This is a genomic window from Undibacterium pigrum (assembly GCF_003201815.1).
GTDB lineage: Bacteria > Pseudomonadota > Gammaproteobacteria > Burkholderiales > Burkholderiaceae_D > Undibacterium > Undibacterium pigrum.
The window spans coordinates 274,940-300,728 of sequence record NZ_QJKB01000001.1; the positions used below are offsets into that span (position 1 = coordinate 274,940).

25 protein-coding genes are annotated in these 25,789 nt (G+C 50.5%); 24 read left to right on the forward strand and 1 reads right to left on the reverse strand.

Going from position 1 to position 25,789, the window contains the following annotated elements:
• Nucleotides 1-10: 10 nt before the first annotated feature.
• The 15 genes from DFR42_RS01290 to DFR42_RS01360 all read left to right on the forward strand — a co-directional run bounded on the left by DFR42_RS01290 (nucleotide 11) and on the right by DFR42_RS01360 (nucleotide 15,656).
• Nucleotides 11-2,269, forward strand: coding sequence for a xanthine dehydrogenase family protein molybdopterin-binding subunit (locus tag DFR42_RS01290; RefSeq protein WP_110253142.1), 2,259 nt, complete (start codon nucleotides 11-13; stop codon nucleotides 2,267-2,269).
• Nucleotides 2,270-2,491: 222 nt separating this feature from the next.
• The gene (gspG, locus tag DFR42_RS01295; protein WP_110253143.1) at nucleotides 2,492-2,953 is read left to right on the forward strand and encodes a type II secretion system major pseudopilin GspG; all 462 of its coding nucleotides are present in this window, start codon (nucleotides 2,492-2,494) and stop codon (nucleotides 2,951-2,953) included.
• A gap of 9 nt (nucleotides 2,954-2,962) precedes the next feature.
• Nucleotides 2,963-3,427 (forward strand): type II secretion system minor pseudopilin GspH, encoded by a 465-nt coding sequence (gspH, locus tag DFR42_RS01300; RefSeq protein ID WP_110253144.1) that lies wholly within the window; start codon nucleotides 2,963-2,965, stop codon nucleotides 3,425-3,427.
• A 1-nt stretch (nucleotide 3,428) separates the two neighbouring features.
• Nucleotides 3,429-3,806, forward strand: coding sequence for a type II secretion system minor pseudopilin GspI (gspI, locus tag DFR42_RS01305; protein WP_110253145.1), 378 nt, complete (start codon nucleotides 3,429-3,431; stop codon nucleotides 3,804-3,806).
• The gene (locus DFR42_RS01310) at nucleotides 3,796-4,479 is read left to right on the forward strand and encodes a PulJ/GspJ family protein (protein ID WP_110253146.1); all 684 of its coding nucleotides are present in this window, start codon (nucleotides 3,796-3,798) and stop codon (nucleotides 4,477-4,479) included. Before gspI ends, DFR42_RS01310 begins: the two co-directional genes overlap by 11 nt.
• Entirely contained in the window at nucleotides 4,476-5,486 is a 1,011-nt protein-coding gene (gene gspK, locus DFR42_RS01315) for a type II secretion system minor pseudopilin GspK (protein WP_110253147.1), read from the forward strand. Before DFR42_RS01310 ends, gspK begins: the two co-directional genes overlap by 4 nt.
• 6 nt (nucleotides 5,487-5,492) lie before the next feature.
• The gene (gspL, locus tag DFR42_RS01320) at nucleotides 5,493-6,740 is read left to right on the forward strand and encodes a type II secretion system protein GspL (RefSeq protein ID WP_110253148.1); all 1,248 of its coding nucleotides are present in this window, start codon (nucleotides 5,493-5,495) and stop codon (nucleotides 6,738-6,740) included.
• Nucleotides 6,740-7,240, forward strand: coding sequence for a type II secretion system protein GspM (gene gspM / locus DFR42_RS01325; protein WP_110253149.1), 501 nt, complete (start codon nucleotides 6,740-6,742; stop codon nucleotides 7,238-7,240). The genes gspL and gspM overlap by 1 nt, the downstream gene beginning before the upstream one ends.
• 15 nt (nucleotides 7,241-7,255) lie before the next feature.
• Nucleotides 7,256-8,035: a type II secretion system protein N gene (gspN, locus tag DFR42_RS01330; RefSeq protein ID WP_110253150.1), complete on the forward strand. Its 780-nt coding sequence runs from the start codon at nucleotides 7,256-7,258 to the stop codon at nucleotides 8,033-8,035.
• Complete coding sequence (gspD, locus tag DFR42_RS01335) at nucleotides 8,032-10,209, forward strand: type II secretion system secretin GspD (RefSeq protein ID WP_245936786.1); 2,178 nt, start codon at nucleotides 8,032-8,034, stop codon at nucleotides 10,207-10,209. Before gspN ends, gspD begins: the two co-directional genes overlap by 4 nt.
• A 3-nt stretch (nucleotides 10,210-10,212) precedes the next feature.
• The gene (gspE, locus tag DFR42_RS01340) at nucleotides 10,213-11,643 is read left to right on the forward strand and encodes a type II secretion system ATPase GspE (RefSeq protein ID WP_110253152.1); all 1,431 of its coding nucleotides are present in this window, start codon (nucleotides 10,213-10,215) and stop codon (nucleotides 11,641-11,643) included.
• A gap of 4 nt (nucleotides 11,644-11,647) precedes the next feature.
• Nucleotides 11,648-12,868 carry a type II secretion system inner membrane protein GspF gene (gene gspF, locus DFR42_RS01345; RefSeq protein ID WP_110253153.1) on the forward strand — a complete coding sequence of 407 codons (1,221 nt, stop codon included), beginning with the start codon at nucleotides 11,648-11,650 and terminating at the stop codon, nucleotides 12,866-12,868.
• 11 nt (nucleotides 12,869-12,879) lie between these two features.
• A complete protein-coding gene (locus DFR42_RS01350) occupies nucleotides 12,880-13,479 on the forward strand; it encodes a type II secretion system protein N (protein ID WP_110253154.1) in 600 nt (199 codons plus the stop codon).
• 35 nt (nucleotides 13,480-13,514) lie between these two features.
• Nucleotides 13,515-14,300: a uracil-DNA glycosylase family protein gene (locus DFR42_RS01355; protein ID WP_245936787.1), complete on the forward strand. Its 786-nt coding sequence runs from the start codon at nucleotides 13,515-13,517 to the stop codon at nucleotides 14,298-14,300.
• Nucleotides 14,301-14,399: 99 nt separating this feature from the next.
• A complete protein-coding gene (locus DFR42_RS01360; RefSeq protein ID WP_110253155.1) occupies nucleotides 14,400-15,656 on the forward strand; it encodes a cyclic di-GMP phosphodiesterase in 1,257 nt (418 codons plus the stop codon).
• A gap of 68 nt (nucleotides 15,657-15,724) precedes the next feature.
• Here the strand turns inward: DFR42_RS01360 and DFR42_RS01365 are convergent, their stop codons facing one another.
• Nucleotides 15,725-16,705, reverse strand: a complete 981-nt coding sequence (locus tag DFR42_RS01365; RefSeq protein ID WP_110253156.1) for an NADPH:quinone oxidoreductase family protein — start codon at nucleotides 16,703-16,705, stop codon at nucleotides 15,725-15,727.
• Nucleotides 16,706-16,810: 105 nt separating this feature from the next.
• Here DFR42_RS01365 and surE point away from each other — a divergent pair, with 105 nt between their 5' ends.
• From surE to DFR42_RS01410, 9 genes are all read left to right on the forward strand, one after another.
• Nucleotides 16,811-17,548 carry a 5'/3'-nucleotidase SurE gene (gene surE / locus DFR42_RS01370; protein ID WP_110253157.1) on the forward strand — a complete coding sequence of 246 codons (738 nt, stop codon included), beginning with the start codon at nucleotides 16,811-16,813 and terminating at the stop codon, nucleotides 17,546-17,548.
• Nucleotides 17,545-18,408, forward strand: coding sequence for a protein-L-isoaspartate(D-aspartate) O-methyltransferase (locus DFR42_RS01375; RefSeq protein ID WP_110253158.1), 864 nt, complete (start codon nucleotides 17,545-17,547; stop codon nucleotides 18,406-18,408). Before surE ends, DFR42_RS01375 begins: the two co-directional genes overlap by 4 nt.
• 43 nt (nucleotides 18,409-18,451) lie before the next feature.
• A complete protein-coding gene (locus DFR42_RS01380) occupies nucleotides 18,452-19,393 on the forward strand; it encodes a peptidoglycan DD-metalloendopeptidase family protein (protein ID WP_110253159.1) in 942 nt (313 codons plus the stop codon).
• A 219-nt stretch (nucleotides 19,394-19,612) separates the two neighbouring features.
• The gene (rpoS, locus tag DFR42_RS01385; protein WP_110254184.1) at nucleotides 19,613-20,626 is read left to right on the forward strand and encodes an RNA polymerase sigma factor RpoS; all 1,014 of its coding nucleotides are present in this window, start codon (nucleotides 19,613-19,615) and stop codon (nucleotides 20,624-20,626) included.
• A 118-nt stretch (nucleotides 20,627-20,744) separates the two neighbouring features.
• Nucleotides 20,745-22,079, forward strand: a complete 1,335-nt coding sequence (rlmD, locus tag DFR42_RS01390) for a 23S rRNA (uracil(1939)-C(5))-methyltransferase RlmD (RefSeq protein WP_110253160.1) — start codon at nucleotides 20,745-20,747, stop codon at nucleotides 22,077-22,079.
• A gap of 222 nt (nucleotides 22,080-22,301) precedes the next feature.
• Nucleotides 22,302-22,727, forward strand: a complete 426-nt coding sequence (gene ndk / locus DFR42_RS01395) for a nucleoside-diphosphate kinase (protein WP_110253161.1) — start codon at nucleotides 22,302-22,304, stop codon at nucleotides 22,725-22,727.
• Nucleotides 22,728-22,813: 86 nt separating this feature from the next.
• Nucleotides 22,814-23,974 (forward strand): dual-specificity RNA methyltransferase RlmN, encoded by a 1,161-nt coding sequence (gene rlmN, locus DFR42_RS01400; RefSeq protein WP_110254185.1) that lies wholly within the window; start codon nucleotides 22,814-22,816, stop codon nucleotides 23,972-23,974.
• Nucleotides 23,971-24,777 (forward strand): type IV pilus biogenesis/stability protein PilW, encoded by an 807-nt coding sequence (gene pilW / locus DFR42_RS01405; RefSeq protein WP_245936788.1) that lies wholly within the window; start codon nucleotides 23,971-23,973, stop codon nucleotides 24,775-24,777. Before rlmN ends, pilW begins: the two co-directional genes overlap by 4 nt.
• Nucleotides 24,770-25,789 carry a RodZ domain-containing protein gene (locus DFR42_RS01410; RefSeq protein ID WP_110253163.1) on the forward strand — a complete coding sequence of 340 codons (1,020 nt, stop codon included), beginning with the start codon at nucleotides 24,770-24,772 and terminating at the stop codon, nucleotides 25,787-25,789. Before pilW ends, DFR42_RS01410 begins: the two co-directional genes overlap by 8 nt.

Genomic DNA, 25,789 nt, shown 5'->3' on the forward strand with positions numbered 1-25,789 from the left:
GAGACAGTGCATGTCAGAGCAAAAAAAATCAGGACGCCGCCGCTTCATCCTGGGTGGATTGGGGTTGACGGGCGCATTACTGGTAGGCTGGGGTGTCATGCCGCCACGCCAGCGCCTGAACACCAGTACGCCCTTGCCCGTGTCAAATGGCGAAGTCGCCATGAATGGCTGGATCAAGATTGCGCAAGATGGCACAGTCAGTGTCGCCATGCACAGGAGCGAGATGGGGCAGGGCATACACACTGCCTTGCAAATGCTGGTGGCTGAAGAGCTGGACGTGCCCATGAGCATGGTCAAACCCATGTATGTGCCCGCAGATAAAATTTACGGCAGCATGGCGGCACTGGCCGACGGCTTGCCATTTCATCCCGACGACCATGGCAGCGTGAAACGCGTTGCGCAATGGGTGACGCTCAAATTTGCCCGTGAACTGGGTTTGCAAATGACGGGCGGCTCATCCAGCGTCAAAGATGCCTGGCAACCCATGCGTGAAGCAGGTGCCACGGCCCGTGCCATGCTGATTGCCGCTGCAGCAAAAAAATGGAGTGTGGCTGCGACAGAATGTACAACCAAAGATGGCATAGTCAGCCATTCATCCGGCAAGCATGCCAGCTACGCTGAGCTGGCTGCCGATGCTGTCAACAGCAAACCTGGCGAGATACAGCTCAAGCGTCCGCAAGATTTTAAAATCATAGGCCAGCCGCAGCCACGTACTGATGCAGCACCTAAAGGCGATGGCAGCGCCCAGTTTGGTATTGATGCGCGACCAGAAGGCATGGTCTATGCCGCCATCAAACAAAGCCCGACCATAGGTGGTCACATCAAGTCTTTCGATGCTGCAGCAGTCAAGTCCATGCCGGGTGTTATGCAGGTCATGGATTTTTCCATGGAGGGAGCGGTGGCCGGTGTTGCCGTGGTCGCTCAGTCATATTGGCAAGCCAAGCAGGCACTGGATAAACTGCCCATCACTTGGGATGCGGGTGAGTATGCGCAACTCTCTACAGAAAATATATTCAAGGACTTTGCCAGCAAGCTCGATAGTGAATCTGGTTTTGCCTATCACAAGGCAGGGGATGTCGAAGAAACCTTGGCTGGCAAGGGCGTAGCAAAAACCGTAGAGGCAGAATATCGTGCGCCGTTTCTGGCGCATGCTGCGATGGAGCCTATTAATTGCACGGCGCAACTCAAGGATGGCAAGCTGCAAATCTGGGTGTCAACACAAGTACCTGGTGTTGCCGCAGATGTTGCTGCCAAAGTTGCCAAGCTTAAATCTGAGGACGTTACTCTGCACATGGCCCATCTGGGCGGTGGTTTTGGCCGCAGGCTGGAAGTGGACATGGTCGCACAAGCGGCGCGTATCGCCCTGGAAACCAGGGGTGCACCTGTCAAGATTATCTGGAGTCGTGAGGAAGATACGACGCATGATATGTACAGGCCAGCTGCACTTGCGCGTTTCAAGGCAGGGCTGGATAGTGCGGGCAAATTACTGGCTTACGATAACAAGTCAGTCTCAGGTTCGATTACGCATCAGGTCTTGAAGCGCACATTTGGTTTGATGGGGGCTGGTCCGGACAAGACTACGGCAGAAGGTGAATTTGACATGCCTTACGAAATCCCGCACCAGCGCATCCGACATGTCATTGTGCCCAGTCCGGTGGCGCTGGGTTTCTGGCGCTCAGTGGGGCACTCACACAATGCCTTTTTCAAAGAGAGTTTTATCGATGAAATTGCCCATGCAGCGAATCAGGATAGTTTGACATTCCGCCGTGCTTTGCTGAAGGAGCATCCACGTCATCTGGCGGTGCTGGATGCGGTAGTGCAAAAAGCTGGCAAGCCAGCAGAAGGCAGGGCGCATGGTCTGGCGCTGCATGAATCCTTCGGCAGTATTGTCGCCCAGATCGCTGAGGTCTCAGTACAGGACGGCCAAATCCGGGTACACAAGGTAACTTGTGCGGTGGATTGCGGTATTGCAGTCAATCCCAATATCATTGCCCAGCAGATGGAATCAGCCGTAGTATTTGGCCTGAGCGCAGCCTTGTATGGCGAGATCACCATCAAGGATGGCAAGGTCATGCAGAGCAATTTCAATGACTACCAGGTATTGCGCATCAATGAAGCGCCTGAAGTGGATACCATCATCATCAAGAGCGCAGAACCACCTCAGGGGATAGGCGAACCAGGTGTGCCACCGATTGCGCCAGCCGTCGCCAATGCCATATTTGCCTTGACTGGCAAGCGTTTGCGCAGTTTGCCCTTGAAATTGAGTTGAAATATACTGGTGGTAGTATGTCGGGCTGCAGGACAGAATTCATACATATAAAATGCTTTTTTGTGTAAATATATTGTCTTGTTAGCATTTTTTGTTACTATTCGATACAGAATGCAGCCCCAGTGGCATTTGCAGGATTTATACTGCGTCAGCCTCATATATTTGATAGTCGTGTGTGGCGTATTGTTTGTTTATCCAGTTTTTATTTTTTAGAATTTTGCCATGTCCAATTTTTCAGTTCCTGTATCTGCAGGCAAGGCTCGTCAGTCTGAGCGCGGCTTTACTTTGATCGAGATCATGGTGGTTGTGACCATCATTGCCATTCTTGGTGCGTTTATGGTCCCCAAGCTTACGGGTTTTACCCATGAGGCCAGAGTGACAGCCGCCAAACAGGATATTTCTACTATCATGGGCGCGCTGAAGATGTACAAGCTGCACAATCAGCGTTACCCGACCACAGAGCAGGGTTTGCAAGCCCTGATAGAAAAACCTACATCCGGCCCTGCTGCAAATGCCTGGATCACTGGCGGCTATATAGAAAAACTGCGCAATGACCCCTGGGGCAAGCCTTATCAATACCTGTCGCCAGGTATACGGGGTGATATTGATGTGTTTTCGCTGGGTGCTGACGGGCAGCCGGGTGGTAGTGGTGAAGATGCCGATATTGGCTCCTGGGATTTATAAGAAGCACAAATGAAGATCATGCGTGGACAGCGGGGTTTTACTCTGCTGGAGTTGCTGGTGGTGCTGGCTATTTTTGGCCTCATACTCGGGGCGGTCAGTATCAATGCCATGCCGGGTGAGCAACAGCGCCTGGAAAATGACGCCAGAAGAATCTCCTTGCTGCTGCAACTGGCACGCGATGAAGCTATAGTGCGAAACCTGCCCGTGGCTTTTGAAGTCGATCAAAATGGCTACCGCTTCCTGGTCAGGGAAGACAGGGTCTGGTCTCTCATCAAGGATGACATGTTGCGCGAGAGGAGCTTCCAGAGCGCACCTGTGCAGTTATCCATGCAACCACAAACCGCTGATACTACTACCATACGCATACTGTTTGGGCGCGAACCCGTAGACAAGCCTTTTGTATTAACCATCAAGTCCGCAGACAAGCAGGTCAGTGTCAGGGCGGATGGCATAGGTCATTTTTTTGTAGAATAAGATGCGACATCTACGCTCACAATCCGGGTTTACATTGCTGGAAGTGCTGGTGGCCCTGGTCATCGTTGGCACTGCCCTGGGTGCCAGCCTGCGCGCTGTTGGCAGCCTGACGCAAAACAGCAGTAGCCTGCGGGCGTCCATGATGGCGACCTGGTCTGCCGAAAACCGCCTGGCACAAATCCGTCTGGCACATGAATGGCCTGCTTTTGGTGAACGTACATTTGCCTGCCCGCAGGGCGACTTGCATCTGATGTGTGAAGAGCATGTTATTGCTACTCCAAATCCCTCTTTCCGCAGAGTCGAAGTTTTTGTCTATGAAGCAGATAGCCCTGAGCGTCGCATCATCAAGCTGACCCAGGTGGTGCCGAATGCGCTCTAAGTTGACGGCTGGCAGCAAAAAGCATACAAGCAGGCTTTCTGCTGCTGGCTTTACCCTCATAGAATTGCTGGTCGCCATCAGTATTCTGGCGATCATTGCCGTATTGGGCTGGCGTGGCCTGGACAGTATCGTGCGTGCCCGTGTGTTGCTGACGGCTGAAATGGAACAAACGCGCGGCATGCAACTGGCCTTTGCGCAGTTGGAAAATGATTGTGCACATTTGGTTGATGCCAGCAATTTCACCGGTCGTGAAGTATTGAGCGCGGTTGGCCCCAGGCTGGTCATGGTACGCAATGTGTTTGAAGAAAATCAGCCTACCCGTCTGCAGGTGGTCGTATATAGGGTACGTGATGGTGTACTCAACCGCCGTGAAATGCTGCCTACCCGTGAACTTGCTGTGCTGGATCAGGATTGGCAAAGTGCACTGGCTGATGCCGAGGTCAGCCCGTCTATCGCTCTGCAAAGCCAGGTAACGGGTTTTGAAATGCGTACCTGGAAAGAAGGTGAGAACGGCTGGCGCAATGGGGGTACTGAACTGGCTGGTGTAGAAAAGCCTGCTCCTGCACCTGGTATACCGTTTAAATCAGGCAAGCTGACAGGACTGGAAATCTCCATACAAATTAGTGGACGTGAATTGCCGGCGACTAAAGTGTTTTTGCTGGGTGCGGTATGAGGAAGAAAAATTCTCTTCACCGCCAACGGGGCGTCGCTGTTATTACTGCCTTGTTGTTGACTACTTTGGCCATCACTATCGTTGCCAGCCTGTTCTGGCAACAGCAAGTGCAAGTCAGGTCGATAGAAAATCAGCGCATGCAGTTGCAAAAAAAATGGATTTTGCGCGGTGCCATCGATTGGGCACGATTGATCTTGCGGGAAGATGCCAAGCAATCAGTGGCCATTGATCATCTTGGAGAACCATGGGCTGTGAAACTGGCGGATACCAGGCTGGACCAATATGTAGAAAATGCCAGAACTGAAAATGAAGATAGCGATGCCACCCTGTCTGGTCAGGTTGTTGATGCGCAAGGCATGTATAACCTCAATAATCTGGCGACCGACGGCAATGTAGATCAGCGTGAAGTGGATGTCTTTAGCCGTCTGCTGATTAACTTGCGTTTTGATGGGCAACTGGCGCAGGCCGTGGCAGACATGGTGGCCAAAACGCAAAGCAAGCCGGTTGCAGGCCCAAGCTCTGGCTCTGCTGGTGCAGAAACGGGTGCCGGAAAAGCCCCGGATTTGTCGGTTCCTGAAGTACAATTCCTGCGGTTTACGCAAATTGATGATTTGCTGGCAATTAATGGATTTACGCCGGATATGCTGGAGCGTTTGAAAACTTTCGTGACTGTTTTGCCGCGCAAGACAGCCATCAATATCAATACGACTTTTGCAGAAGTGCTGGCAGCAAGAATAAATGGCCTGAGTATGGGCGATGCGGCAGCCATGATCGCCAGTCGTGACCGTGCTTATTTTCGCACCGTGGGCGAATTCAAGTCACGCTTTGAGGATAAGCTGAAAACAATGACGGAAAAGGATGTTGCGGTTTCAACCAATTTCTTCATCGTCAATGGTAAAGTCAAAATGAATCGCTCGGCACTGGATGTCAGTGCACTGATAGAGCGCGCCGATAACATCGGATCGACGGCGATGACAACAACAGTGCTTTGGGTACGGGAAAATTAAATAAAAATGGCAAGCACACTGTATATCTCTTTGCCCTCCAGAGTGGCGGCACAACATTCTCCTGACTGGACGGCGCAGGCACTGGCTTTCGCCCTGATTTCAACAGAAGGCCGCCTGCAACAGCAGGGCCAGTCTACTCTACAAGAGTTGAAATCCCTGGCCCTCAGTGCAAAACAGGTAGCTTTTATCCTGGCAGCAAGCGACACCAGTTTGCTGACGACAAAAGTACCACCCATGTCGGCGGCGAAGCTGAAGCAGGCTTTGCCCAATTTGCTGGAAGATCAATTGATTTCTGATCCAGCTGATCTGGTATTGGTCAGTGGTGATCTGGTAAATGGTGAAATTACCGTTGCGGTCACTGATAAATCCTGGCTGGAAAGCTTGGCAAAGCGGTTGAAAGACTGGCCGCTGAAAAAAATCTCGGCTTACCCGGCGCAACTGGCGCTGGCCTTTGATTTGAGCAGCCAAACCGCCTCGGCCCTGATCGATGAAAAAAATGAGGGGCTGGAGCTGAGCCTGCGCGATGGTGTCTGGCACGGACTGGGCCTGAGCCTGGAAAATTCCAGTGTTGCAGCAGCTTTGCCCATGCTGGCGCAACTCAGCAATAGTGCGAAAATCGCCGCGTATGTTCCGGCAGGTGCAGTAGAGGATTGCCAGCTCGCATTGAAAACAGAGGAACTGGAAGACAGGCTCACTGTCATGCCAGTGAGTTGGGTCAATCGTGTGGCGGGTATCGGTGCTACCACGCCTGATCTGATGACTGGTGTGGCTACAGAACACATGGCCGGTTTTGACTGGAACAAGTGGCGCTGGCCCTTGCGCCTGGCAATTGCCTTGCTGATCGTTAATGTACTGGCCCTGAACCTGGAATGGTTCAATATGAAACGCGAAGAAAAAGAACAGAAAAATGCCTTGAATCAGGTTTTCAGGAATGCCTATCCAAAAGAAACTGTCATTTCCGACCCGCTCAAGCAAATGCAGCAAAAGGTCAATATAGCCAAGCGCGCTGCCGGTCAATTTGCGGTCAACGATTTTGCTGTCATGGCAATGCAGTTTTCACAGATATGGGACAGGGTAGGTGTGCCAGGCGGTATTGCATCCATAGAGTATAAAGACAGGTCATTGTTCGTCAGGGCGAAGCCCAATGTACAAATTCCCATGGATGCCTTGCGTTCTGCGCTGGCTGAACAATCCATGAAAATCAGCACGTCTTCGGATGGGTCTTTGCGTATTGCTACCGGAGGTAAGAACTGATGTTCAGCGCAATCAAAGAACAATTTAATTTATTCTGGCAAGCACGCATAGAGCGCGAGCGCAAAATGCTGGTGATTTGCGCCTTGTTTATCGCGGCTGCCATTACCTATGGTTTTTTTCTGGCCCCAGCCTTGAGTGGCCGAAAACAATTGAGTGAGTCGCTGCCAATCTTGAATCAGCAACTGGCAGAAATTAATGAGTTGAGTAAACAGCAAACAGGCTTGACAGCCAATCTGGCTGAATTTATCGCGCCTGTGAGTCGTGAGCAAGTTGAGGCAGTGCTGGGCAGGCGTGGTATCAAGGCGCAAACTGTCGCTGTCAGTGATGATCTCGTGCGTTTGCAAATCCCTACAGCGGCTTATGCGAATTTGATGGAATGTCTGGTGGAGTTGCAAAAGGCATCGCGATTGACGGTAGAAGAAGCAAAACTGGTTGCCTTGCTGGAAAATGGCCAGGTGAGTGCGACGCTGACTTTGAGACAACAAAGAAATGCTCCCTGAGTCCAGGATCGAACGATGTTAATTTCAAAACGTTTGACATGGATTTTTGCAGCAATCGTGACTGTGTTTGCCACGGTGCTCATGTTTTTGCCTGCCAGTTGGCTAGGCATGCTGGTGGAAAAACAAAGCCAGGGCAGGTTGAGTCTGGGGGATGTGCAAGGTAGTTTTTGGCAGGGTTCGGCATTTATTGGTGTGGCTGCGGGCAAGACCGGCCCGGTAACACCCTTGTTTCCGGGACGTTTCCAGTGGCGTATCTCACCGCTGTTGATGCTGGGGCAAATCAAGGCTGAGCTGGAAAATTCTGCGGCATTGTCTGTACCAGTCAAAATTGCAGGAAATTTTAGTCAGTGGCAAGTCACTCCTTCGGTATTGCTATTGCCACCAGAGCGTCTTGAGGGGCTGGGAGCGCCATTGAACACCATAGGGCCGACAGGCTTGCTGCATTTGTCATGGAATGAGTTACTGTTTTCTCGTAAGAATGAGCAACTTAGCATGACTGGGCATATGCAGCTGGAACTGGCGGAAATGGCTTCGCGCCTGTCGCCGATCAAGCCTCTGGGAAGTTATCAGTTGGCTTTTGATTTGCGCGGAACAGAAGCAGATATGCAGTTATTGACGATGAAGGGCCCGATGATGCTGGCGGGAAGTGGAAAAATGACGAATGGTCGTTTCCAGTTTTCAGGCAAGGCATGGGCAGAGGCAGGACAAGAAGCAAGGCTGGCAAATTTATTGAATTTGCTTGGGCAGCGTCGTAATGACGGTGAAAAAGATGTAATTGCGTTAGAGTTCAAATGAAAACATTTCCATTAAAGCACAGGGTCGCCATGACAAGAAATTCGCTACGCCAACCTATCCAGCAATTGTCTGCATTGACTGGTGCAGCCGTATTGACTGCAGGCTTTTTACTGGCACCCATGGCCATGGCTCAGGACCCGTCAAAAAATACGGTAGACATCAATCTGGTAGGTGCAGACATAGAGTCTGCCATCAAGGCCATCGGCCACTATACCGGTGTGACTTTCATCATTGACCCCAGGGTCAAGGGACAGATCAATCTGGTCTCGGAAACACCGCTGACCAAGGATCAGGCCTACCGACTGCTGACCTCCACCTTGCGCCTGCAAGGCTATTCAGTAGTAACTGCAGATGGCTATTCCAAAGTGGTGCCAGAATCGGATGCCAAGCTGCAACCAGGCCCGACGCACAGTAACGGCGGTGAAAGAACCGATACAGCAGCTAAAGGTGACCAGGTTGTCACGCAGATTTATAAACTGAATTATGAATCTTCTGCTAATATCGTGACGATATTGCGACCCCTGATTTCACCAAATAATACAATTAGCGGCAACCCTGGTAATAACACAGTGGTTATCACTGATTACGCAGACAATATCAAGCGCCTCAACAAGATTATTGCCGGGTTGGATGTGCCAGCAACGACGGATATGGATGTCATCCTGATCAAGCATGGCATTGCATCTGATGTCGCGGCTATGGTTGCCAAGGTGATCGATTCGGGCGGTGGCGCGGCTGACCCAACCAAGCCGGTGTTGCTGGCAGACCCGCGTTCAAACTCCATACTGTTGCGTGCTTCTTCTGTCGCCAAGGCAAATCAGATCAAATCGCTGATCTCCAAGCTTGACCAGCCAACATCGCAGCCTGGCAATGTGCATGTGGTTTATCTCAAAAATGCAGAAGCCGAGAAGCTGGCGCAAACCTTGCGCTCCATTATCTCGGGCGATACCTCGTCCGGTCGTAGTGGTGCCAGTACCAGTAGCCTGTCAAATGTAGGTAGTTCTGCCAACGGTACGAATAGCCCGGTAGCTTCTGCATCCGGCACCAGCACGCAAAGCAGCATGCCTTCGTTCTCAAATAACAGCACCAGCGGTACTTCTGGCGGTGGTGGTGGGGCAGCTGGTTTCATCCAGGCAGATGCTTCGACCAATACCTTGATTATTACCGCCAGTGAGCCTGTTTACAGGAACTTGCGCACCGTCATTGAGCAATTGGATGCACGTCGTGCCCAGGTTTATGTAGAGGCACTGATCGTTGAAATTGGTGCTGATAAATCGAATGAGCTGGGTGTGCAGTGGATGGGCTTGTCTGGTGACAGCACCAGCAATTATCGCGTAGGCGGCGGTACATCCTTCTCTACCAAGGGCAATAACCTGCTTAATCTCGCGGCAGGTAATGCAACGACAGCTGGCTCTGTATTGCCAGGAGCTGGTTTGTCGCTGGGTATTTTCAAGCAAATCAATGGACAGTTGGGACTGGGCGCCCTGGCGCGTGTCTTGCAGACTGATGGTAATGCCAACGTTCTGTCGATACCCAATATCGTCACTCTGGATAATGAAGAAGCCAATATTATTGTTGGCAAGAACGTACCTTTGATTACCGGTCAGTTTACGACTCCATCAAGCGGTACTGCAGGCGCTAATCCATTCCAGACCATAGACCGCAAACAGGTGGGTATAAAACTCAAGATCAAGCCGCAGATTTCTGAAGGTGGCACGGTCAAGCTGGCGATTTATCAAGAAGTATCCAGTATTGATGATACGACCAACGTTGCAGGTATTATTACCAAGGAACGTTCTATCACCACCAATGTGCTGGTTGATGATGGGCAAATCATCGCGCTGGGCGGCTTGATCGAGGATAGTACAAATGACGGGGCAGAAAAAGTAACCGGGCTGGGTGATATTCCCATCATCGGTAATCTGTTCAAATACCAGACCAGCAAGCGCTCCAAAACCAATCTGATGGTGTTTTTGCGCCCTACAGTGATACGTAGCGCCGAGCAAAGCAATAATGTGTCCATGGACCGTTACGACTATATGCGCGCCCAGATCACGCCATCCAAGGACGTTGCGAATAATGGTTTGCTGCCTACACCAGAAAAAGGGAAATTGCTGGCTACACCCCTGGTAGTCTCTCCTGAGAAATCAGCGACAGGCAAGGAAGGCAAATAAGCCATGCTTGATCATCGTTTATTACCTTATGGTTTTGCCAGAGATTTCTCTGTGCTGGCTGTCAGGGACAATGCTGTCGTCAATGGCGTCGTTGAAATCCAGATTTCCAAAATGACGCCATCAGCAGCAATATCCGAAGTCGGACGCAAGTTTGGTAAAGTCAAACTGCTGATGTTGCCACATGCTGAACTGGCTGAGGCAATTGCCAGGGCCTATGCGGGCTCGGGCGGAGATGCTGCCGATGTGGTCGGTGAGGTTGAGTCTGATCTTGATCTTGCAAAGCTCATGCTGGACATGCCAGCCATCGAAGACTTGCTGGAGTCAGCAGATGATGCGCCAGTAATACGCATGATCAATGCATTGCTGACACAGGCTTTGCGCGATGGTGCGTCGGATATTCATATCGAGCCGTTTGAGCAAATTTCTGTTGTGCGTTTCCGTGTGGATGGCGCCTTGCGCGACGTAGTACGTCCCAAGAAAGCCATTCATGCATCCTTGATCTCGCGTATCAAGATCATGGCGCAACTCGATATTGCCGAAAAGCGTTTGCCGCAGGATGGCCGTATCACTTTGCGTATAGGTGGCAAGCCGGTTGATGTGCGGGTTTCTACCTTGCCAACCGGGCATGGTGAGCGTGCAGTGCTGCGTTTGCTGGACAAGGAAGCCGGGCGTCTGGATTTGGGACACCTGGGCATGAGTGCCGATGTGTTGACGCAATTCGATAAATTGATTGCGCAGCCGCATGGCATCGTGCTGGTAACAGGCCCAACCGGCTCTGGCAAAACCACGACCTTGTATGCAGCTTTGTCGCGGGTGAATGCAGGTACCACCAATATTTTGACGGTAGAAGATCCTATCGAGTATGAACTGGCTGGCGTAGGCCAGACCCAGGTCAATGCAAAAATCGAAATGACTTTTGCCAAGGCATTGCGGGCAATTTTGCGACAAGATCCTGATGTCATCATGATAGGTGAGATCCGTGATCTGGAAACAGCGCAAATTGCAGTGCAGGCTTCGCTGACAGGTCACCTGGTGCTGGCAACCCTGCATACCAATGATTCTGCGGCAGCAGTCACGCGCTTGCTGGATATGGGGATAGAACCTTTCCTGTTATCTTCATCCTTGCTGGGCGTTGTTGCACAGCGCCTGGTCAGGAAACTATGTACGCATTGCCGTGTTGAAAAAGAAGGTACATGGCATGCAGTGGGTTGCGAGCATTGCGGTCACACTGGTTATCAGGGGCGTGTTGGTGTCTATGAGTTATTGGAAACTACCGATGCCATTCGTGCCCAAATACATCATGAAGCTGCCGAAGCAGAAATACGTGCTGCTGCGCAGGCAGATGGTATGAAAACCATGCGCGAAGACGGCCAGCGCTGGCTGAAAACTGGTGTCACCACACCAGAAGAGTTATTGCGCGTGACGAAGGAATAAGGGCATGCCAGCATTTCGATATGAGGCGGTTGATACTGCAGGCCATACCAGCAAGGGTGTACTGAACGCAGATAGTGCCAGGTCGGCACGCAGTGATTTGCGCGCTCAGGGCCTGGTGCCAGTCAGCGTTGAGTCTATCGCCAGCCAGATGGATGCGGGTGGCAAGCGCAAGGCGGCCTTTTTTGGCGACCGTTTGTCGACAGTAGAAATTGCCTTGTTTACGCGTCAGTTGTCCAGCCTGCTGGAAGCTGGACTGCCTCTGGAGCAATCCTTGTCCGCCTTGCTGGAGCAGGCCGAACGTACTTATGTGCGTGATCTGGTTGGCTCCATACGTTCAGAAGTGATGGCGGGTAATTCCCTTTCTGATGCGCTGAAACAGCATCCCAATGACTTTGCAGATATCTATTGCGCGCTGGTGGCATCGGGTGAGCATATCGGTCATTTGTCGCGCGTCTTGTCACGGCTGGCTGATTACATAGAAAGACGTAATGCGCTGGTGCAAAAAGTCAGGCTGGCGTTTACCTATCCGGCGATTGTGACTGTCGTGGCTTTTGCGATTGTCATTTTCCTGTTGACGTATGTAGTGCCGCAAATTGTTTCTGTATTTGCCAATACCAAGCAAAAATTGCCCTTCCTGACGCTGGTCATGCTGGCGATTTCTGATTTTGTGCGAGCCTATGGCTGGATAGTTGCCATACTCGCAGTCGGCGCTTTTTCTTTGTGGCGACTGGCTTTGCGTAACCCTGACTTCAAGATGCGCTGGCATCGCTGGTTATTGAGTGCGCCACTGTATGGCAAGTTTGAACGCAGTTTAAACACCGCCAGGTTTGCCAGTACCCTGGCAATCACTACCGGTTCTGGCGTGCCAATTTTGCAGGCCTTGCAAACCAGTCGCGAAACTCTCTCGAACGTTGCCATGCGGTCCCAGGTGGAAGAGGCAACGGCCAGCGTCAGGGAAGGTGTCAGCCTTGCACGTGCCTTGTCGGCGCACAAGCACTTCCCGCCCATGCTGATACACATGATACGCGCAGGCGAAGTAACCGGTGAATTGCCAGCCATGCTGGAACGGGCGTCAAATACCCAGGAACAAGACCTGGAACGCAGAGCACTGACCATGGCTGGCTTGCTTGAGCCAGTTCTGATATTGACCATGGGTATTGTGGTCTTGCTCATTGTTTTGGCAGTATTGATGCCTATCATAGAAATAAATCAGTTGGTACGCTAAAAAGGATAAAAATGAAACGCTTACCTGTCCTTGTGACTTTTCTTATGTTTATCGCACTTTGTGCGTCTCTGAGCTTTTGGGGTTTGGGCTTGTTCAAGCCCCAGGCCAGGGCAGTTGCTGCAGTGTTCCAGCAAGGCAGTTATGAACCTGGAGCAGGGCAGTGGGGTGGCATATTTGGTGCCAGCCAGGTCATGCAGGCCAGTGCTACCAATTACCAGTTAAAGGGTATAGTTCTGGCCAAAAGAGAAGAAAAGAGTCTTGCCATCATTAGCGCCAATGGCAAGCCTGCCCTGGCTGTGGCAATGAATAAAGAAATTGCTCCCGGTGTGACCCTCAAAGAAGTTCATGCACAATATGTCATGGTGTCAGAATCTGGCATCATGCGCCGTGTCGATTTACCACAGTTGCCAGAAATGACGCATGGCGCTGTGCAAATCCCGTCTTTGAATCCTGGTGCTACTGTGCCGCCGCAGGTAGCGCCTGTGGCTTTTCCTCCGCCTAAACGCAATGAGGCACCTGGTGGTCCTGTAAGTAGTCCACCACCGCCTATGGTAACCCCGGGCTTGCCGACGGCTTCACTCCCGGCGACCATGCCAGGCGGTCAGCAATGATGGCCTGGCAAAGTGTTTGTCCTGAAGATGTGCTCATGTCCATTAAAGCGGCGCATCCTTCGTGGCGTCCGGTGATAGAGGCTGGATTGCAACAGGTGTATGCAGCACAGCCAAATTATTTGCCAGGCTTGAAGAACTCAGTCTACCTGCCAAATCAGGCAAGGTTGTTTGCTGCCTTTTCCATGCCCATGGATGATGTGCGTTACATCCTGATGGGAGAGGGGCCATATCCGCGCTCTGACAGTGCGACTGGTTATTGCTTCATGGATGGTGCAGTTAAAAGCTTGTGGTCGGATGATGCAGATGGTGGCCTGTCCAAAAAAGTGAATCGCGCTACTTCTTTGCGCAATTTCATGAAGATGCTATTGGTGGCATCAGGGCACTTGCATCAAGAGGCAACTGCCGGGCAAGCCATGGCGGATGTGGCAAGCCAGGCGCGTCAGCCTGATAGTGCGTTTATACAAACTCTGGATGATTTGCAAGGCAATCTCATCGCGCAAGGATTTTTGCTCTTGAATGCCAGCCTGATTTTTCGTGAAGATACTGCGCCAGTAAAAGACGCGAAAGCCTGGCAACCATTTTTGCAAACTGTCTTGTCCGCTTTGCATCAATATCAACAAGAGCGCAGTCTGCCCGCCACAGTGCTGGTTTTGTGGGGGAAAATAGCGGAGCAATTGCGTGCGATGTCAGAAGCTGTGGCATATCAACAAATTTGCGCCGAGCATCCATATAATTTGAGTTTCATTGCCAATCAAGGCATGCAGGATTTTTTTCGTCCCATGAATTTGTTGAAAAAATTGCCCGAAGGAAAAACTTTGTAAGATACTGTTTTTAACTCTGGCTTGCTGAGCAGCTTTGTAGAATAATCGGTGTGCCGACCTTTAAAATCAGGTCGCCTTATTCATAACCACTTTCTGCCTATGTTGAAGAAAATTGAAATCACTCAGCTGAGGGTTGGTATGTATGTGCAGGAACTGTGCAGTTCCTGGATAGACACACCTTTCTGGCAAAAGTCTTTCATGTTGTCAGAAGCGGAAGAGTTAAAAAAGATACAAGCAACCCGTATTCGCCACGCCTGGATTGATGTCAGCAAGGGCCTGGATGTATTGCGTGAAGTTGAAGTCAAACCCCAGGCCGAACCAGAGCCTGAACCTGAGCCAGTCTCCGAGGCTGTCCCCGAACCGGCGCCAGCACCTGCACCACGTCAAATTGCGGCTGTTTCCATGGATGATGAGCTGGGGCGCGCCTCTGCCATTGTCAGCAAATCCAAGCAAGCCGTGTTTTCCATGTTTAACGAAGCGCGCATGGGCAAGGCAGTTGACGTCGGCAATGCACAAACCATGGTGGAAGAAATTGCTGACTCCGTCATGCGCAACCCCGGGGCATTGATCGGCCTTGCCAGACTCAAAACCAAGGATGACTACACTTACATGCACTCGGTTGCTGTTTGTGCCTTGATGGTGGCGCTGGCAAAACAGCTTGGCTTGACTGAAGAAGAAACCAGGGAAGCTGGTCTGGCAGGCTTGTTGCATGACATAGGCAAGATGATGGTAGATGCTGACATCTTGAATAAGCCGGGCAAACTGACCGATGCTGAATTTGTTTCAGTGAAAGAGCATCCCGTAGCTGGTTATAAAATGCTTAAAGAAGCCAAAGGCGTCAGCGCTGCGGCCCTGGATGTTTGTCTGCATCATCATGAGAAAATAGATGGATCTGGTTATCCCAGACGTTTAAAGGGCGATGAAATCAGTCTGTTCGCTCGCATGGGGGCGGTGTGTGATGTCTATGATGCGATTACTTCTGACCGTCCCTACAAGCAGGGCTGGTGTCCAGCTGAGTCTTTGCGCAAGATGGCAGAGTGGAGTAGTGGCCATTTCGACGAAAAAGTATTCCAGGCCTTTGTGAAAAGCATAGGCATTTTCCCTGTTGGTACCCTGGTCAAACTGGAATCTGGTCGACTGGCTGTCGTGGTTGAGCAACAAGTTGGCAAGTCCCTGTTGCTGCCCAAGGTAAGGGTGTTCTTTTCTGTCAAGGCGATGGCTTATATTGCGCCTGAGTTGATAGACTTATCCAGGCCAGGCATGAATGACAAGATAGCTTCGCGTGAAGATGCGGCCAAATGGGGTATCAAGGACGTCAACCGGTATTGGCTGGGTGAAGCAGCCAACAATCGCTAACCGCGCTGGCATCCTTTTCAATAAAACCGGAGGGGCCTCAAAATGACGAGGCCCTTTTTGTTATTCGATTATCTTTCTGGCTGTATCACGATTTTACCTGTGACCTTGCGTGCTGCCAGGTCATTCAATGCTGCCGGTGTTTCACTGAGCGCGTAACGCCCTGAGATATGTGGCTTGATTTTCCCTTCATGCAGCCAGCCCATCAATTCGCGCATGGCAGCCAGATTGGCTTTCGGTTCGCGTTTGGCGAACTCGCCCCAGAACACGCCCACCAGCGAAGCACCTTTGAGTAAAGTCAGATTGAGTGGCAGCTTTGGTATTTCGCCATTGGCAAAACCAACTACCAGATAGCGCCCACGCCAGCCTATGGAGCGAAAGGCTGGTTCAGCATAAATCCCGCCTACCGGATCATAGATAACATCCGGGCCTTTGCCATCAGTTGCTGCCTTGATGGCTTCGCGCAAATCTTGATTGCTGTAATTGATGGTGGCATCGGCACCGTGCTGTTTGCAAATCTCCAGCTTTTCATCGGTAGACGCTGCTGCAATCACACGCGCACCCAGGGCTTTGCCAATTTCTATGGCTGCCAGGCCTACGCCACCCGCGGCACCCAGCACCAGCAAGGTTTCTCCAGCTTTTAATTGAGCACGGTCAACAACGGCGTGATGGGATGTGCCATAGGTCAGTGTGATCGCTGCGGCTGTATCAAAGTCCATGCCTGGCGGCATGGGCATGACAGCATTGGCTGGAGCGACAACCTGTTGCGCAAATGCACCATGGCCAATAAAGGCAATTACCTGGTCGCCGGCTTTGACATGGCTGACGCCTTCACCGACGGCATAGACTATTCCCGACAATTCACTGCCGGGCGTAAATGGCAATTCAGGTTTGAACTGGTACTTGTTTTGTATGATCAATACGTCGGGGAAGTTGACGCCAGCTGCCTTGACATTGATGGCAACCTGGCCTGGTGCTGGCACCAGATCTGGCAAGTCCACTATCGCCAAAGTGTCTGGCAATCCCCATTCCTTGCAAACAACAGCTTTCATTTTGATGTCTCCGTAAAATAGTACGACCGTTTGATTTTGTGATTATGCCGTAAAAATCTGTTCTCTGTAGAAATTTATATTTCAGCATCAGGTAGAATACAAAGCATGAAAATTCTGATCAGTAATGATGATGGTTATCTGGCTCCTGGCATCGTGGTGCTGGCTGAGGCCATGGCGTCGATTGCGGAGGTGACGGTGGTGGCGCCCGATAGCAATCGCTCGGGTGCATCCAATGCTTTGACGCTGGACCGGCCATTGAGCGTGCAACGTGCCAGTAATGGTTTTTACTTCGTCAATGGTACACCTTCTGACTGCGTACATATTGCCTTGACGGCTATCATGAAAGACCGGCCTGACCTGATTGTCTCTGGCATTAACCAGGGTCAGAATATGGGTGACGATACCCTGTATTCAGGTACTGTAGCGGCTGCCACTGAAGGTTTTCTGTTTGGCGTACCAGCGATTGCATTTTCACAAACAGAAAAAGGCTGGGCGCATCTTGATGCAGCTGCCCGTATTGCGCTGGAAATGGTGCAGCGTGGCTTTGCCGGACTTGCCAGCCCATTTTTGTTGAACGTGAATATCCCGAATTTACCCTTTGAAGAAATCCAGGGTGTACGCAAGGCTCGTCTAGGCAAGCGTCATACTTCTGAGCCTGTTATCCATATGATAGACCCGCATGGCAGGGATATCTACTGGATAGGCCCACCAGGCGCTGCCAGTGATGCCAGTGCAGGAACAGATTTTGATACGACGAACAGGCGTTTTGTTTCAGTGACTCCCTTGCAGATAGATTTGACTAACACCCGACAGTTGGCTGATCTGGATATGGATTTTGCATGACGGCCAAAGACAAGCGCTTTCCCTTATCATTGTCTTCTGTCGTCAATCAAAAAGACAAAGCAAGCAGTGGAACCAACAGGCATACAGCCATGCCGCAAACAGCCATGCGCAATGCTGCGCATCACATGAGTGGTGTCGCTGCGGCGAAGCTGGCAAAATCACAGGAAATGCATTTGCCACAGGGTGCGGTGTCAGGCAGTCTGTCGCCATCCCTGTTGTCTGGCCCGCTGGTGTCAGACGGCGTAAGGCGGGCAATGGTGGCGCGTGTGGCGCAACAGGGTGTCAAGGATGCTACAGTGCTGGCTGCCTTGCAGGCTGTGCCTCGCCACCTTTTTCTGGAGTCTGGCATGGCCAGCCAGGCCTATGTAGATGCGTCCCTGCCTATCGGGCATCATCAGACCATTTCGCAGCCATATATTGTTGCCCGCATGATAGAAATTATGTGTAATGGTAGCAAGCTTGAGCGCGTACTTGAAATCGGCACAGGTTGCGGTTATCAGGCGGCTGTACTCTCAGTCATGGTCAAAGAGGTGTATTCCATAGAGCGTATCAAGGCCTTGCATGAGCTGGCAAAAAGCAATTTGCGCCCCATGCGCATCGCCAATATCAGGCTGCATTACGGTGATGGCATGCTTGGTTTGCCTGCTCAGGCACCGTTTGACGGTATCATACTGGCTGCAGCAGGAATAGAAGTACCGCAAACCTTGCTGAAACAATTACGGGTGGGTGGCAGGCTGGTTGCGCCAGTTGGTGGGCGTAATCAGGTTTTGCAACTGATTGAGCGGGTGTCGACCTATGAATGGAATAGTTCGGTACTGGAGCCTTGCCATTTTGTTCCTTTGCATTCTGGCGTAATTTAAGTTTATTCTCGATGACAATGAGCTTAATGGATTAAAAAGAGAAATGAAGAAAATGCAGCATATATTAAAAACAGGTTTTGCACTAACTGTACTGGCAGGCCTGACAGCATGTACTACTACAAATTTGCAGAACAAGGCACCTGTCGTAGAGCGCGGGATTGAGTCTCGTCCTGCTGAAATTCCGGCACCTGAAATCGTTAAACCTGTTGTCAAGGCGCCAGATAATACGCGTGGCACTTATGTCGTCAAGCGTGGTGACGGCTTGTACAGGATTGCGCTTGACCATGGTCAGAGCTACAGCGACCTTGTGGCCTGGAATGATTTGAAAAACCCGAATGACATCAAGGTCGGTCAGATTTTGCGTGTCGCACCGCCAGAAGGTAGTTCGGCCACGCCAGGTTCGGGCATCGTATCCAGTCCAGGGGTGGAAGTACGGCCATTGCCAGTTAATCCGGCAAACAATAAAACGATGCCACGTGGTGACAAGCGTCCTTATTCTGAAGCTAATCTGGCTGAGTTGCAAAAAGGCGATACTGTAGTGGCAGCGGTCGTACCAGTGACCAAGGCAGAAGTCATCACGCCAGTTAAAGTAGCGGAGTCGGCACCTGCAGAGTCCGATAATGTGGAGTGGATGTGGCCAGTCGACGGTAAAGTCCTGGCGACATTTGATGATGTCAAGAATAAAGGCTTCGACATTGGTGGTAAGCTGGGGCAGGATGTACTGGCAGCCGGCTCGGGTAAGGTCATGTATGCGGGTAGCGGTATCCGTGGTTATGGTAATCTGGTGATTATCAAGCACACCAGCAATTTGTTGTCAGCTTATGCACACAATAAATCCATTCTGGTCAAGGAAGGGCAGGCGATCAGCAAGGGGCAGAAAATTGCAGAAATGGGTAATTCGGATAGTGATACTGTGAAATTGCATTTTGAAATCCGGGTCCAAGGTAAGCCAGTTGACCCTGCAAGATATTTGCCGGCACGTTAATTCGCCTGATGAAGTTGTCGTTGTAATGTGGAATCCGGCGTGTATTGTTGTGCTGGTGCTTTAGAGGTAAAAGTGGTATTGGTGAATTGATATTGACGTTTTCAAAAACAATTTGTTCAGCTTGCAATAAATACTGGACTCGTGAATTAAGCTCAGATCATGCACAACAATTTAAGCACCTATAAGCTGGAAAACTCTGCCACCAACGATGAGTCGGACATGCCTGCCGATGCATCAGATGAGGATGTGCGTTCGACTCCTGAGCTTGGGGATGCGGTTGACTCGGCTGATGATGTCGGTGACCTGGCTCAGGAGGGACAGGATGAGCAAGGTGAAGATCCGGCGGCTCTGATTGTCGCACCTATAGATGAGTTGAAAAATGTATTGGCGGCCGAACTATCGACCGATACCACGCAGTATTACCTGAACCAGATAGGTACACGCCCTTTGTTTGCCTCTGCTGAGGAATTGCATTACGCCACTTTGGCCAAGCAAGGTAACTTTGAGGCCCGGCAAAAAATGATAGAGCACAACCTGCGTCTGGTTGTCTCTATTGCCAAACACTATATCAATCGTGGAGTTGCCTTGCTCGATATGATAGAAGAGGGCAATCTGGGCTTGATGCATGCCATAGACAAATTCGAACCTGAGCGCGGCTTTCGCTTCTCGACGTATGCCACCTGGTGGATACGTCAAAGCATAGAGCGCGCCATTATGAACCAGGCCAGGACCATACGGCTGCCAGTGCATATGGTGCGCGAGCTGAATCAGATCTTGCGGGCCAAGTACCATCTGGAATCGCAAAGGCGTGATGGCCGGGATGCTGCACTTGAGGATATCGCCTTGCTGGTCGACCGGCCGGTGGATGAGGTTCAGGATATTCTGACTTTATCCGAGCATGCAACCTCACTGGATACGCCACTGGACAATGATCCTCAGTCCAGTCTCATGGATATGTTGCCTGGCGATAGTGACGATGCACCAGATATTCGCGCTGAACAGCATGAAATGACGATACTGGTCAGGGATTGGCTATCAAAGTTGCCAGATAAGCAACGTATTGTTATCGTGCGGCGCTTTGGTCTGGATAATGACGATCCTGCAACACTGGAAACTCTCGCTGATGAAATGGGTATCACCCGTGAGCGTGTGCGTCAGATACAGCAAGAAGCCTTGATCAAGTTAAAACGCTCTTTTGCCTCGCGTGGCGTAGGGCGTGATTCCGTACTTTAATTCACATTCGCTGAGCAATTTGCATATTTCTTGAGGTGCGCGTCCGCGCATCTCTTATAATTCCGTCTTTTAAATCTCACTTCCTTCCGGCGTGGCATGTATCGCGCCGCCAATTTCCATGAATACAATAGAAATCCGCTCTTTAGATATGGACGCGCGTGGCGTCGGCAACTTGCAAAATGAAGATGGCACCACAGGCAAGGTGGTCTTTGTTGATGGTGCGCTGCCGGGTGAATTGGTGGAGTTCAGCACTTACAAGAAAAAAGCCAGTTGGGAAGCGGCGACCATGATGAGTATGGTACGCGAGTCCTCCCAGCGCGTTGACCCTAAATGTGAATTTTTTGGCACTTGCGGCGGTTGTTCCATGCAGCATCTGGATGCCAATGCGCAAGTGGCAATCAAGCAGCGTGTGCTGGAAGATAATCTCTGGCATATCAGTAAGATTAAATCCGATATCATGCTGCGCCCCATAATTGGTCCAACCTGGGGTTATCGCTATCGTGCACGTCTGTCAGTGCGTCATGTGATAAAAAAAGGCACGGTACTGGTCGGTTTTCATGAAAAAAAATCACGCTATGTCGCCAATATGGAAACCTGCGAGATTCTCCCGGCGCATGTCTCTGCCATGCTCATGCCTTTGCGTGGTCTGGTGGCTTCGCTCTCTATTGTTGAGGCATTGCCGCAAATCGAGCTGGCGATAGGTGAGGGTGTTACCGCCATGGTATTGCGCATCATGGCACCTTTAACCAAGGATGATGAAGTAAAGTTAAAGGCATTTGCTGATCAATATCAGGTGCAGTGGTGGTTGCAAACCAAGGGACCGGAAACTGCAGAGCCTTACTATCCTGCAAGCAGTGAATTGCATTATTTGCTGCCAGAATTTGGTGTGAAAATGCCTTTCAAGCCTACCGACTTTACTCAGGTTAATCATCAAATCAACCGTGTTCTGGTGGCGCGCGCCTTGCGCATGCTGGATGTGCAAAAAGATGAGCGCATTGCCGATTTGTTTTGTGGTCTTGGTAATTTCACCTTGCCTATCGCTACTCTGGCGAAAGAGGTGGTGGGTATCGAGGGTAGTGATGCCTTGACTGAACGTGCTTTGGAAAATGCCAGGCACAATGGGCTGGAAGGTAAAACATCGTTCAGTACACGCAACCTGTTTGAGATAACAGCGCAAGATTTCGTGAAGCTGGGCAAGTTTGATCGCTTTTTGATTGATCCCCCACGTGACGGTGCTATGGCTGTCTGTCAGGCTTTGATTGATTTGGGTGAGATTGCTCCTGAATTAAAGCCCAGGCGCCTCGTCTATGTTTCTTGCAGCCCATCAACCCTTGCCAGGGACGCTGGCATGCTGGTGAATCAGGCTGGCTATCGTCTGAGTAGCGCGGGCGTCGTCAATATGTTCCCGCATACCTCTCATGTGGAATCCATGGCAGTTTTTGATCTGATCTAGATTTTGCAAGAACAAATCCCCTGTCATTGTTGGTGATGGGCTGAGGATTTGCCTTAATGCAATGAAATTCTTATTTCAGATAATAAAAGCATAATTGATAAAGTCTGCAATCAATTGTATTTCTTGAAAGACATATCTGGGATGATGGTTTCATGGTAAAATCTAAGGTTAGATGAATTCTTGAAATTTTTCTTAACCCTTTCTTTTTATTGGAGTTTTTAGATGGCTATCGAACGTACATTGTCTATTATTAAGCCTGATGCAGTTGCAAAAAACGTCATCGGTCAAATTTACAGCCGCTTTGAAGGCGCTGGCCTGAAAGTAGTTGCTGCTCGTATGGCGCAATTGTCCCGTGCTGAAGCTGAAGGTTTCTACGCTGTTCACAGCGCACGTCCTTTCTTCAAGGATCTGGTTGATTTCATGATCTCCGGTCCAGTGATGATCCAGGTTCTGGAAGGCGAAGGCGCAATTTTGAAAAACCGTGACCTGATGGGCGCGACAGATCCTAAGAAAGCAGACGCAGGCACAATCCGCGCTGATTTCGCTGATTCTATCGATGCAAACGCTGTTCACGGTTCTGATGCTCCAGAAACAGCTGCTGTGGAAATCGCTTACTACTTCCCAGCGTTGAACGTTTATTCCCGTTAATTCAGACTTTGTCTGCATGTAACAGAATAAAGAATTAAGATATACGCCTCATACGGTCTGGTGCTGTATGAGGTGTGAAAGAGAAGATCATGACGGTACTCACAAATTTATTGGATCTGGATCCAGCGCAGCTCGTCGCATATTGCGGTGACTTGGGTGAGAAGCCGTTTCGTGCCAAGCAATTGCAACGCTGGATACACCAGTTTGGTGCCAGTTCGTTTGATGAAATGACAGATCTCGCGAAATCCCTGCGCGAGAAGCTCGCTACGCGAGCGATGATTGCCGCTCCCGCCGTAATCAGTGACCATACTTCCACAGATGGCACCAGAAAATGGCTGGTCGATGTCGGCCAGGGTAATGCTGTAGAAACCGTATTTATCCCTGAAGAAAATCGCGGCACCCTGTGTATTTCTACCCAGGCAGGCTGTGCTGTGAATTGCCGTTTTTGTTCTACTGGCAAGCAGGGGTTTAACCGCAACCTGAGCGTAGGCGAAATCATAGGCCAGCTCTGGATGGCAGAATTTGAATTGCGCAAGACCAAAGGTATTGCTCCCGGCCCCAAGGGCGAGCGTCAGATCACCAATGTGGTCATGATGGGTATGGGCGAGCCTTTGTTGAATTTTGAACCAACTGTGACTGCTTTGCGTCTCATGCTCGATGATAATGCTTATGGTTTGTCGCGTCGTCGTGTGACGCTGTCTACCAGCGGTGTTGTGCCTATGATAGACAAGTTGTCGCAAGAATGTCCGGTTGCACTGGCTGTGTCACTGCATGCGTCGAACGATGCTTTGCGCGACAGCCTGATACCGCTGAACAAAAAGCATCCTTTAAAAGAATTGATGGCAGCCTGCAAGCGCTACCTGGAGTTTGCGCCGCGCGACTTTGTGACATTTGAATATTGCATGCTCGATGGTGTCAATGACACTGATGCGCATGCGAGGGAGTTGATAGAGCTGGTGCGTGATGTGCCGTGCAAGTTTAATTTGATTCCTTTTAATCCTTTTCCGGAGTCTGGACTGAAGCGATCGGCCAATCCGCGCATTAAGGCCTTTGCACAGATTTTGCTGGATGCGGGCTTGGTAACAACGACGCGTAAAACCCGTGGCGATGATATTGATGCCGCTTGTGGACAGTTGGCTGGTGAAGTGCAAGACAGGACGCGTGTGCAAGAGCGCATGCAAAAGATGGCGGAATATCAAAAGAAGTTTGGCGAAAATTTTGGCAAGATCGTGGAGATCACTCAGTGAAAATTTCTCAAATGCGTCAATACTGTTTGCAGGGTGTGGTGCTAGCATTGGCCCTGGGCCTTACTGCTTGTGCAAACAAGCGCCTGGAAGGCGAGAGGCAAGAGGAAAATATTTCGGTAGAAAAGCAGGAAGCTCAAAAGCGTGCGGGTATACGCATGCAACTGGCGATAGGTTATTACCAGCAAGGTCAGCCCAAAGTCGCGCTGGAAGAAATTCGCCAGGCTTTGCTGATTTCCTCAAATCTGGTTGATGCATATAGTCTGCGCGCACTGATTTTCATGGATATGGGAGAGAAGCAACTGGCAGAAGATAATTTCCTGCATGCCTTGAAACTTTCGCCAGGCAATAATGATATTGGAAATAATTACGGCTGGTTCCTGTGTTTGAATGGACGTGAAAGCCAGGGTCTGGCTTATCTTGAGAAGGCGATCAAGGATCCGAATTATGCTGCGCCAGGTAAGGCCTTGAATAATGCAGGTCTGTGTAGTTTGCGCATGAAGGATGCAGTTGGTGCTGAGCGGTATTTTATGCAGGGTCTGCGGGAAGAGCCTGCCAATCCTGCTATTAATGCCAATCTCGCAAAGATACTCTATGATCGTGGTGAATATAAGCAAGCGCGGTTTTATATAGGTCGCGTGCTGAAGTTTGATGTGTTGGCTGCTGACGTTCTGTGGCTTGCTATAAAAATTGACAAAAAATTGGGTGACGATGCCTCTGTGAGTAACCTGGGTACTCAATTGCGCCGCCGTCATCCTAATTCCAAAGAATTGTCTCAGTATCAACGTGGAGTTTTTGATGAGTGAAGCGGGAGCGAATTTGCCTGTTGACCCTTTGTCTCAGGAAATGTCCGAGCACAAGACGGTATTATCTGTAGTGCAGACTGCAGGTTCACAATTATCTGCTGCCCGTATTCAGTTGGGCTTAAGCTTGCAGCAAGTTGCTGATCAGCTCAAGTTATCTCAACGTCAGATAGTCTCACTGGAGAATAATCAGTTTGATGATTTGCCCAAGATGGTAATCGTGCGTGGTTTTGTGCGTTCTTACGCAAAACTTCTCAAGCTTGACCCTGCGCCAATTATCGCTTGCTTGCCTGTAGAAGCGGGCGTGACAGGCTTGGTGACGGATTTGCGTCCAACGCTGGCTACACCGTTTATGGAATCACGTACGCCATTTCTTGGCCGGCAAGATAGTAATAATCGAAAATACCTGATTGGCGCTGGCTTGCTGGCGGCATGCGCCCTGATTTTCCTTGGCGTGCAAAAGCTTGAAAAAAGCGATTATTTTAAGAGCCTGATTTCTTCTGAGTCTACTAAAAAGCCTGTGGAAGTGGTGCCGGAAAAAGTGGCTGAGAGTATTGAGCCTGCGCCAGTTGTAACGCAAGTGATACCAAAACCTGCTACTCCTGCTGTGCCTACTGTGCTTGCAACAGTTAATGAGAATAAACCTGAATCTCAGGATCAGGTTGCCAGTCAGGCACAAGTTGTGCCGGATGAGCGACCAGCATCGAATGCCGCTGTTACTCCTCCTCAGACTGTAGTGCCTCTGGTCCCTGCAGTAACGTCGGCTGTGGATTCTGGTAATAATCAGCTTAAATTAAAGTTCAGGCAAGATTCGTGGATACAGGTCAAGCGTGAAAATGGCACAATCGTGACATCTCATCTGGCCAAAGCGGGTACTGAAGAGGTGTTTGACATGAAAGAAGCCTTGCAACTCAGGATAGGCAACGCTGCTGGTGTAGATGGCTGGTTGCGTGGCAAATCTATGGGAATTGCACCGGGCAAGGATAGTAATGTCATTAATATGAGTGTGAAGTAA

Excerpts from the sequence above, each read along its gene's own strand:
- DFR42_RS01410 (WP_110253163.1), top strand. The coding sequence starts at position 24,770 with ATGAGTGAAGCGGGAGCGAATTTGCCTGTTGACCCTTTGTCTCAGGAA.
- gspD (WP_245936786.1), top strand. The coding sequence starts at position 8,032 with ATGAAAACATTTCCATTAAAGCACAGGGTCGCCATGACAAGAAATTCG.
- DFR42_RS01365 (WP_110253156.1), bottom strand. The coding sequence starts at position 16,705 with ATGAAAGCTGTTGTTTGCAAGGAATGGGGATTGCCAGACACTTTGGCG.
- gspE (WP_110253152.1), top strand. The coding sequence starts at position 10,213 with ATGCTTGATCATCGTTTATTACCTTATGGTTTTGCCAGAGATTTCTCT.
- rlmD (WP_110253160.1), top strand. The coding sequence starts at position 20,745 with ATGAATACAATAGAAATCCGCTCTTTAGATATGGACGCGCGTGGCGTC.
- DFR42_RS01350 (WP_110253154.1), top strand. The coding sequence starts at position 12,880 with ATGAAACGCTTACCTGTCCTTGTGACTTTTCTTATGTTTATCGCACTT.
- gspH (WP_110253144.1), top strand. The coding sequence starts at position 2,963 with ATGAAGATCATGCGTGGACAGCGGGGTTTTACTCTGCTGGAGTTGCTG.
- ndk (WP_110253161.1), top strand. The coding sequence starts at position 22,302 with ATGGCTATCGAACGTACATTGTCTATTATTAAGCCTGATGCAGTTGCA.
- surE (WP_110253157.1), top strand. The coding sequence starts at position 16,811 with ATGAAAATTCTGATCAGTAATGATGATGGTTATCTGGCTCCTGGCATC.
- DFR42_RS01380 (WP_110253159.1), top strand. The coding sequence starts at position 18,452 with ATGAAGAAAATGCAGCATATATTAAAAACAGGTTTTGCACTAACTGTA.
- gspG (WP_110253143.1), top strand. The coding sequence starts at position 2,492 with ATGTCCAATTTTTCAGTTCCTGTATCTGCAGGCAAGGCTCGTCAGTCT.
- gspK (WP_110253147.1), top strand. The coding sequence starts at position 4,476 with ATGAGGAAGAAAAATTCTCTTCACCGCCAACGGGGCGTCGCTGTTATT.
- DFR42_RS01310 (WP_110253146.1), top strand. The coding sequence starts at position 3,796 with ATGCGCTCTAAGTTGACGGCTGGCAGCAAAAAGCATACAAGCAGGCTT.
- DFR42_RS01290 (WP_110253142.1), top strand. The coding sequence starts at position 11 with ATGTCAGAGCAAAAAAAATCAGGACGCCGCCGCTTCATCCTGGGTGGA.
- DFR42_RS01375 (WP_110253158.1), top strand. The coding sequence starts at position 17,545 with ATGACGGCCAAAGACAAGCGCTTTCCCTTATCATTGTCTTCTGTCGTC.
- rpoS (WP_110254184.1), top strand. The coding sequence starts at position 19,613 with ATGCCTGCCGATGCATCAGATGAGGATGTGCGTTCGACTCCTGAGCTT.
- gspF (WP_110253153.1), top strand. The coding sequence starts at position 11,648 with ATGCCAGCATTTCGATATGAGGCGGTTGATACTGCAGGCCATACCAGC.
- gspM (WP_110253149.1), top strand. The coding sequence starts at position 6,740 with ATGTTCAGCGCAATCAAAGAACAATTTAATTTATTCTGGCAAGCACGC.
- gspL (WP_110253148.1), top strand. The coding sequence starts at position 5,493 with ATGGCAAGCACACTGTATATCTCTTTGCCCTCCAGAGTGGCGGCACAA.
- DFR42_RS01355 (WP_245936787.1), top strand. The coding sequence starts at position 13,515 with ATGTCCATTAAAGCGGCGCATCCTTCGTGGCGTCCGGTGATAGAGGCT.
- gspI (WP_110253145.1), top strand. The coding sequence starts at position 3,429 with ATGCGACATCTACGCTCACAATCCGGGTTTACATTGCTGGAAGTGCTG.
- gspN (WP_110253150.1), top strand. The coding sequence starts at position 7,256 with ATGTTAATTTCAAAACGTTTGACATGGATTTTTGCAGCAATCGTGACT.
- DFR42_RS01360 (WP_110253155.1), top strand. The coding sequence starts at position 14,400 with ATGTTGAAGAAAATTGAAATCACTCAGCTGAGGGTTGGTATGTATGTG.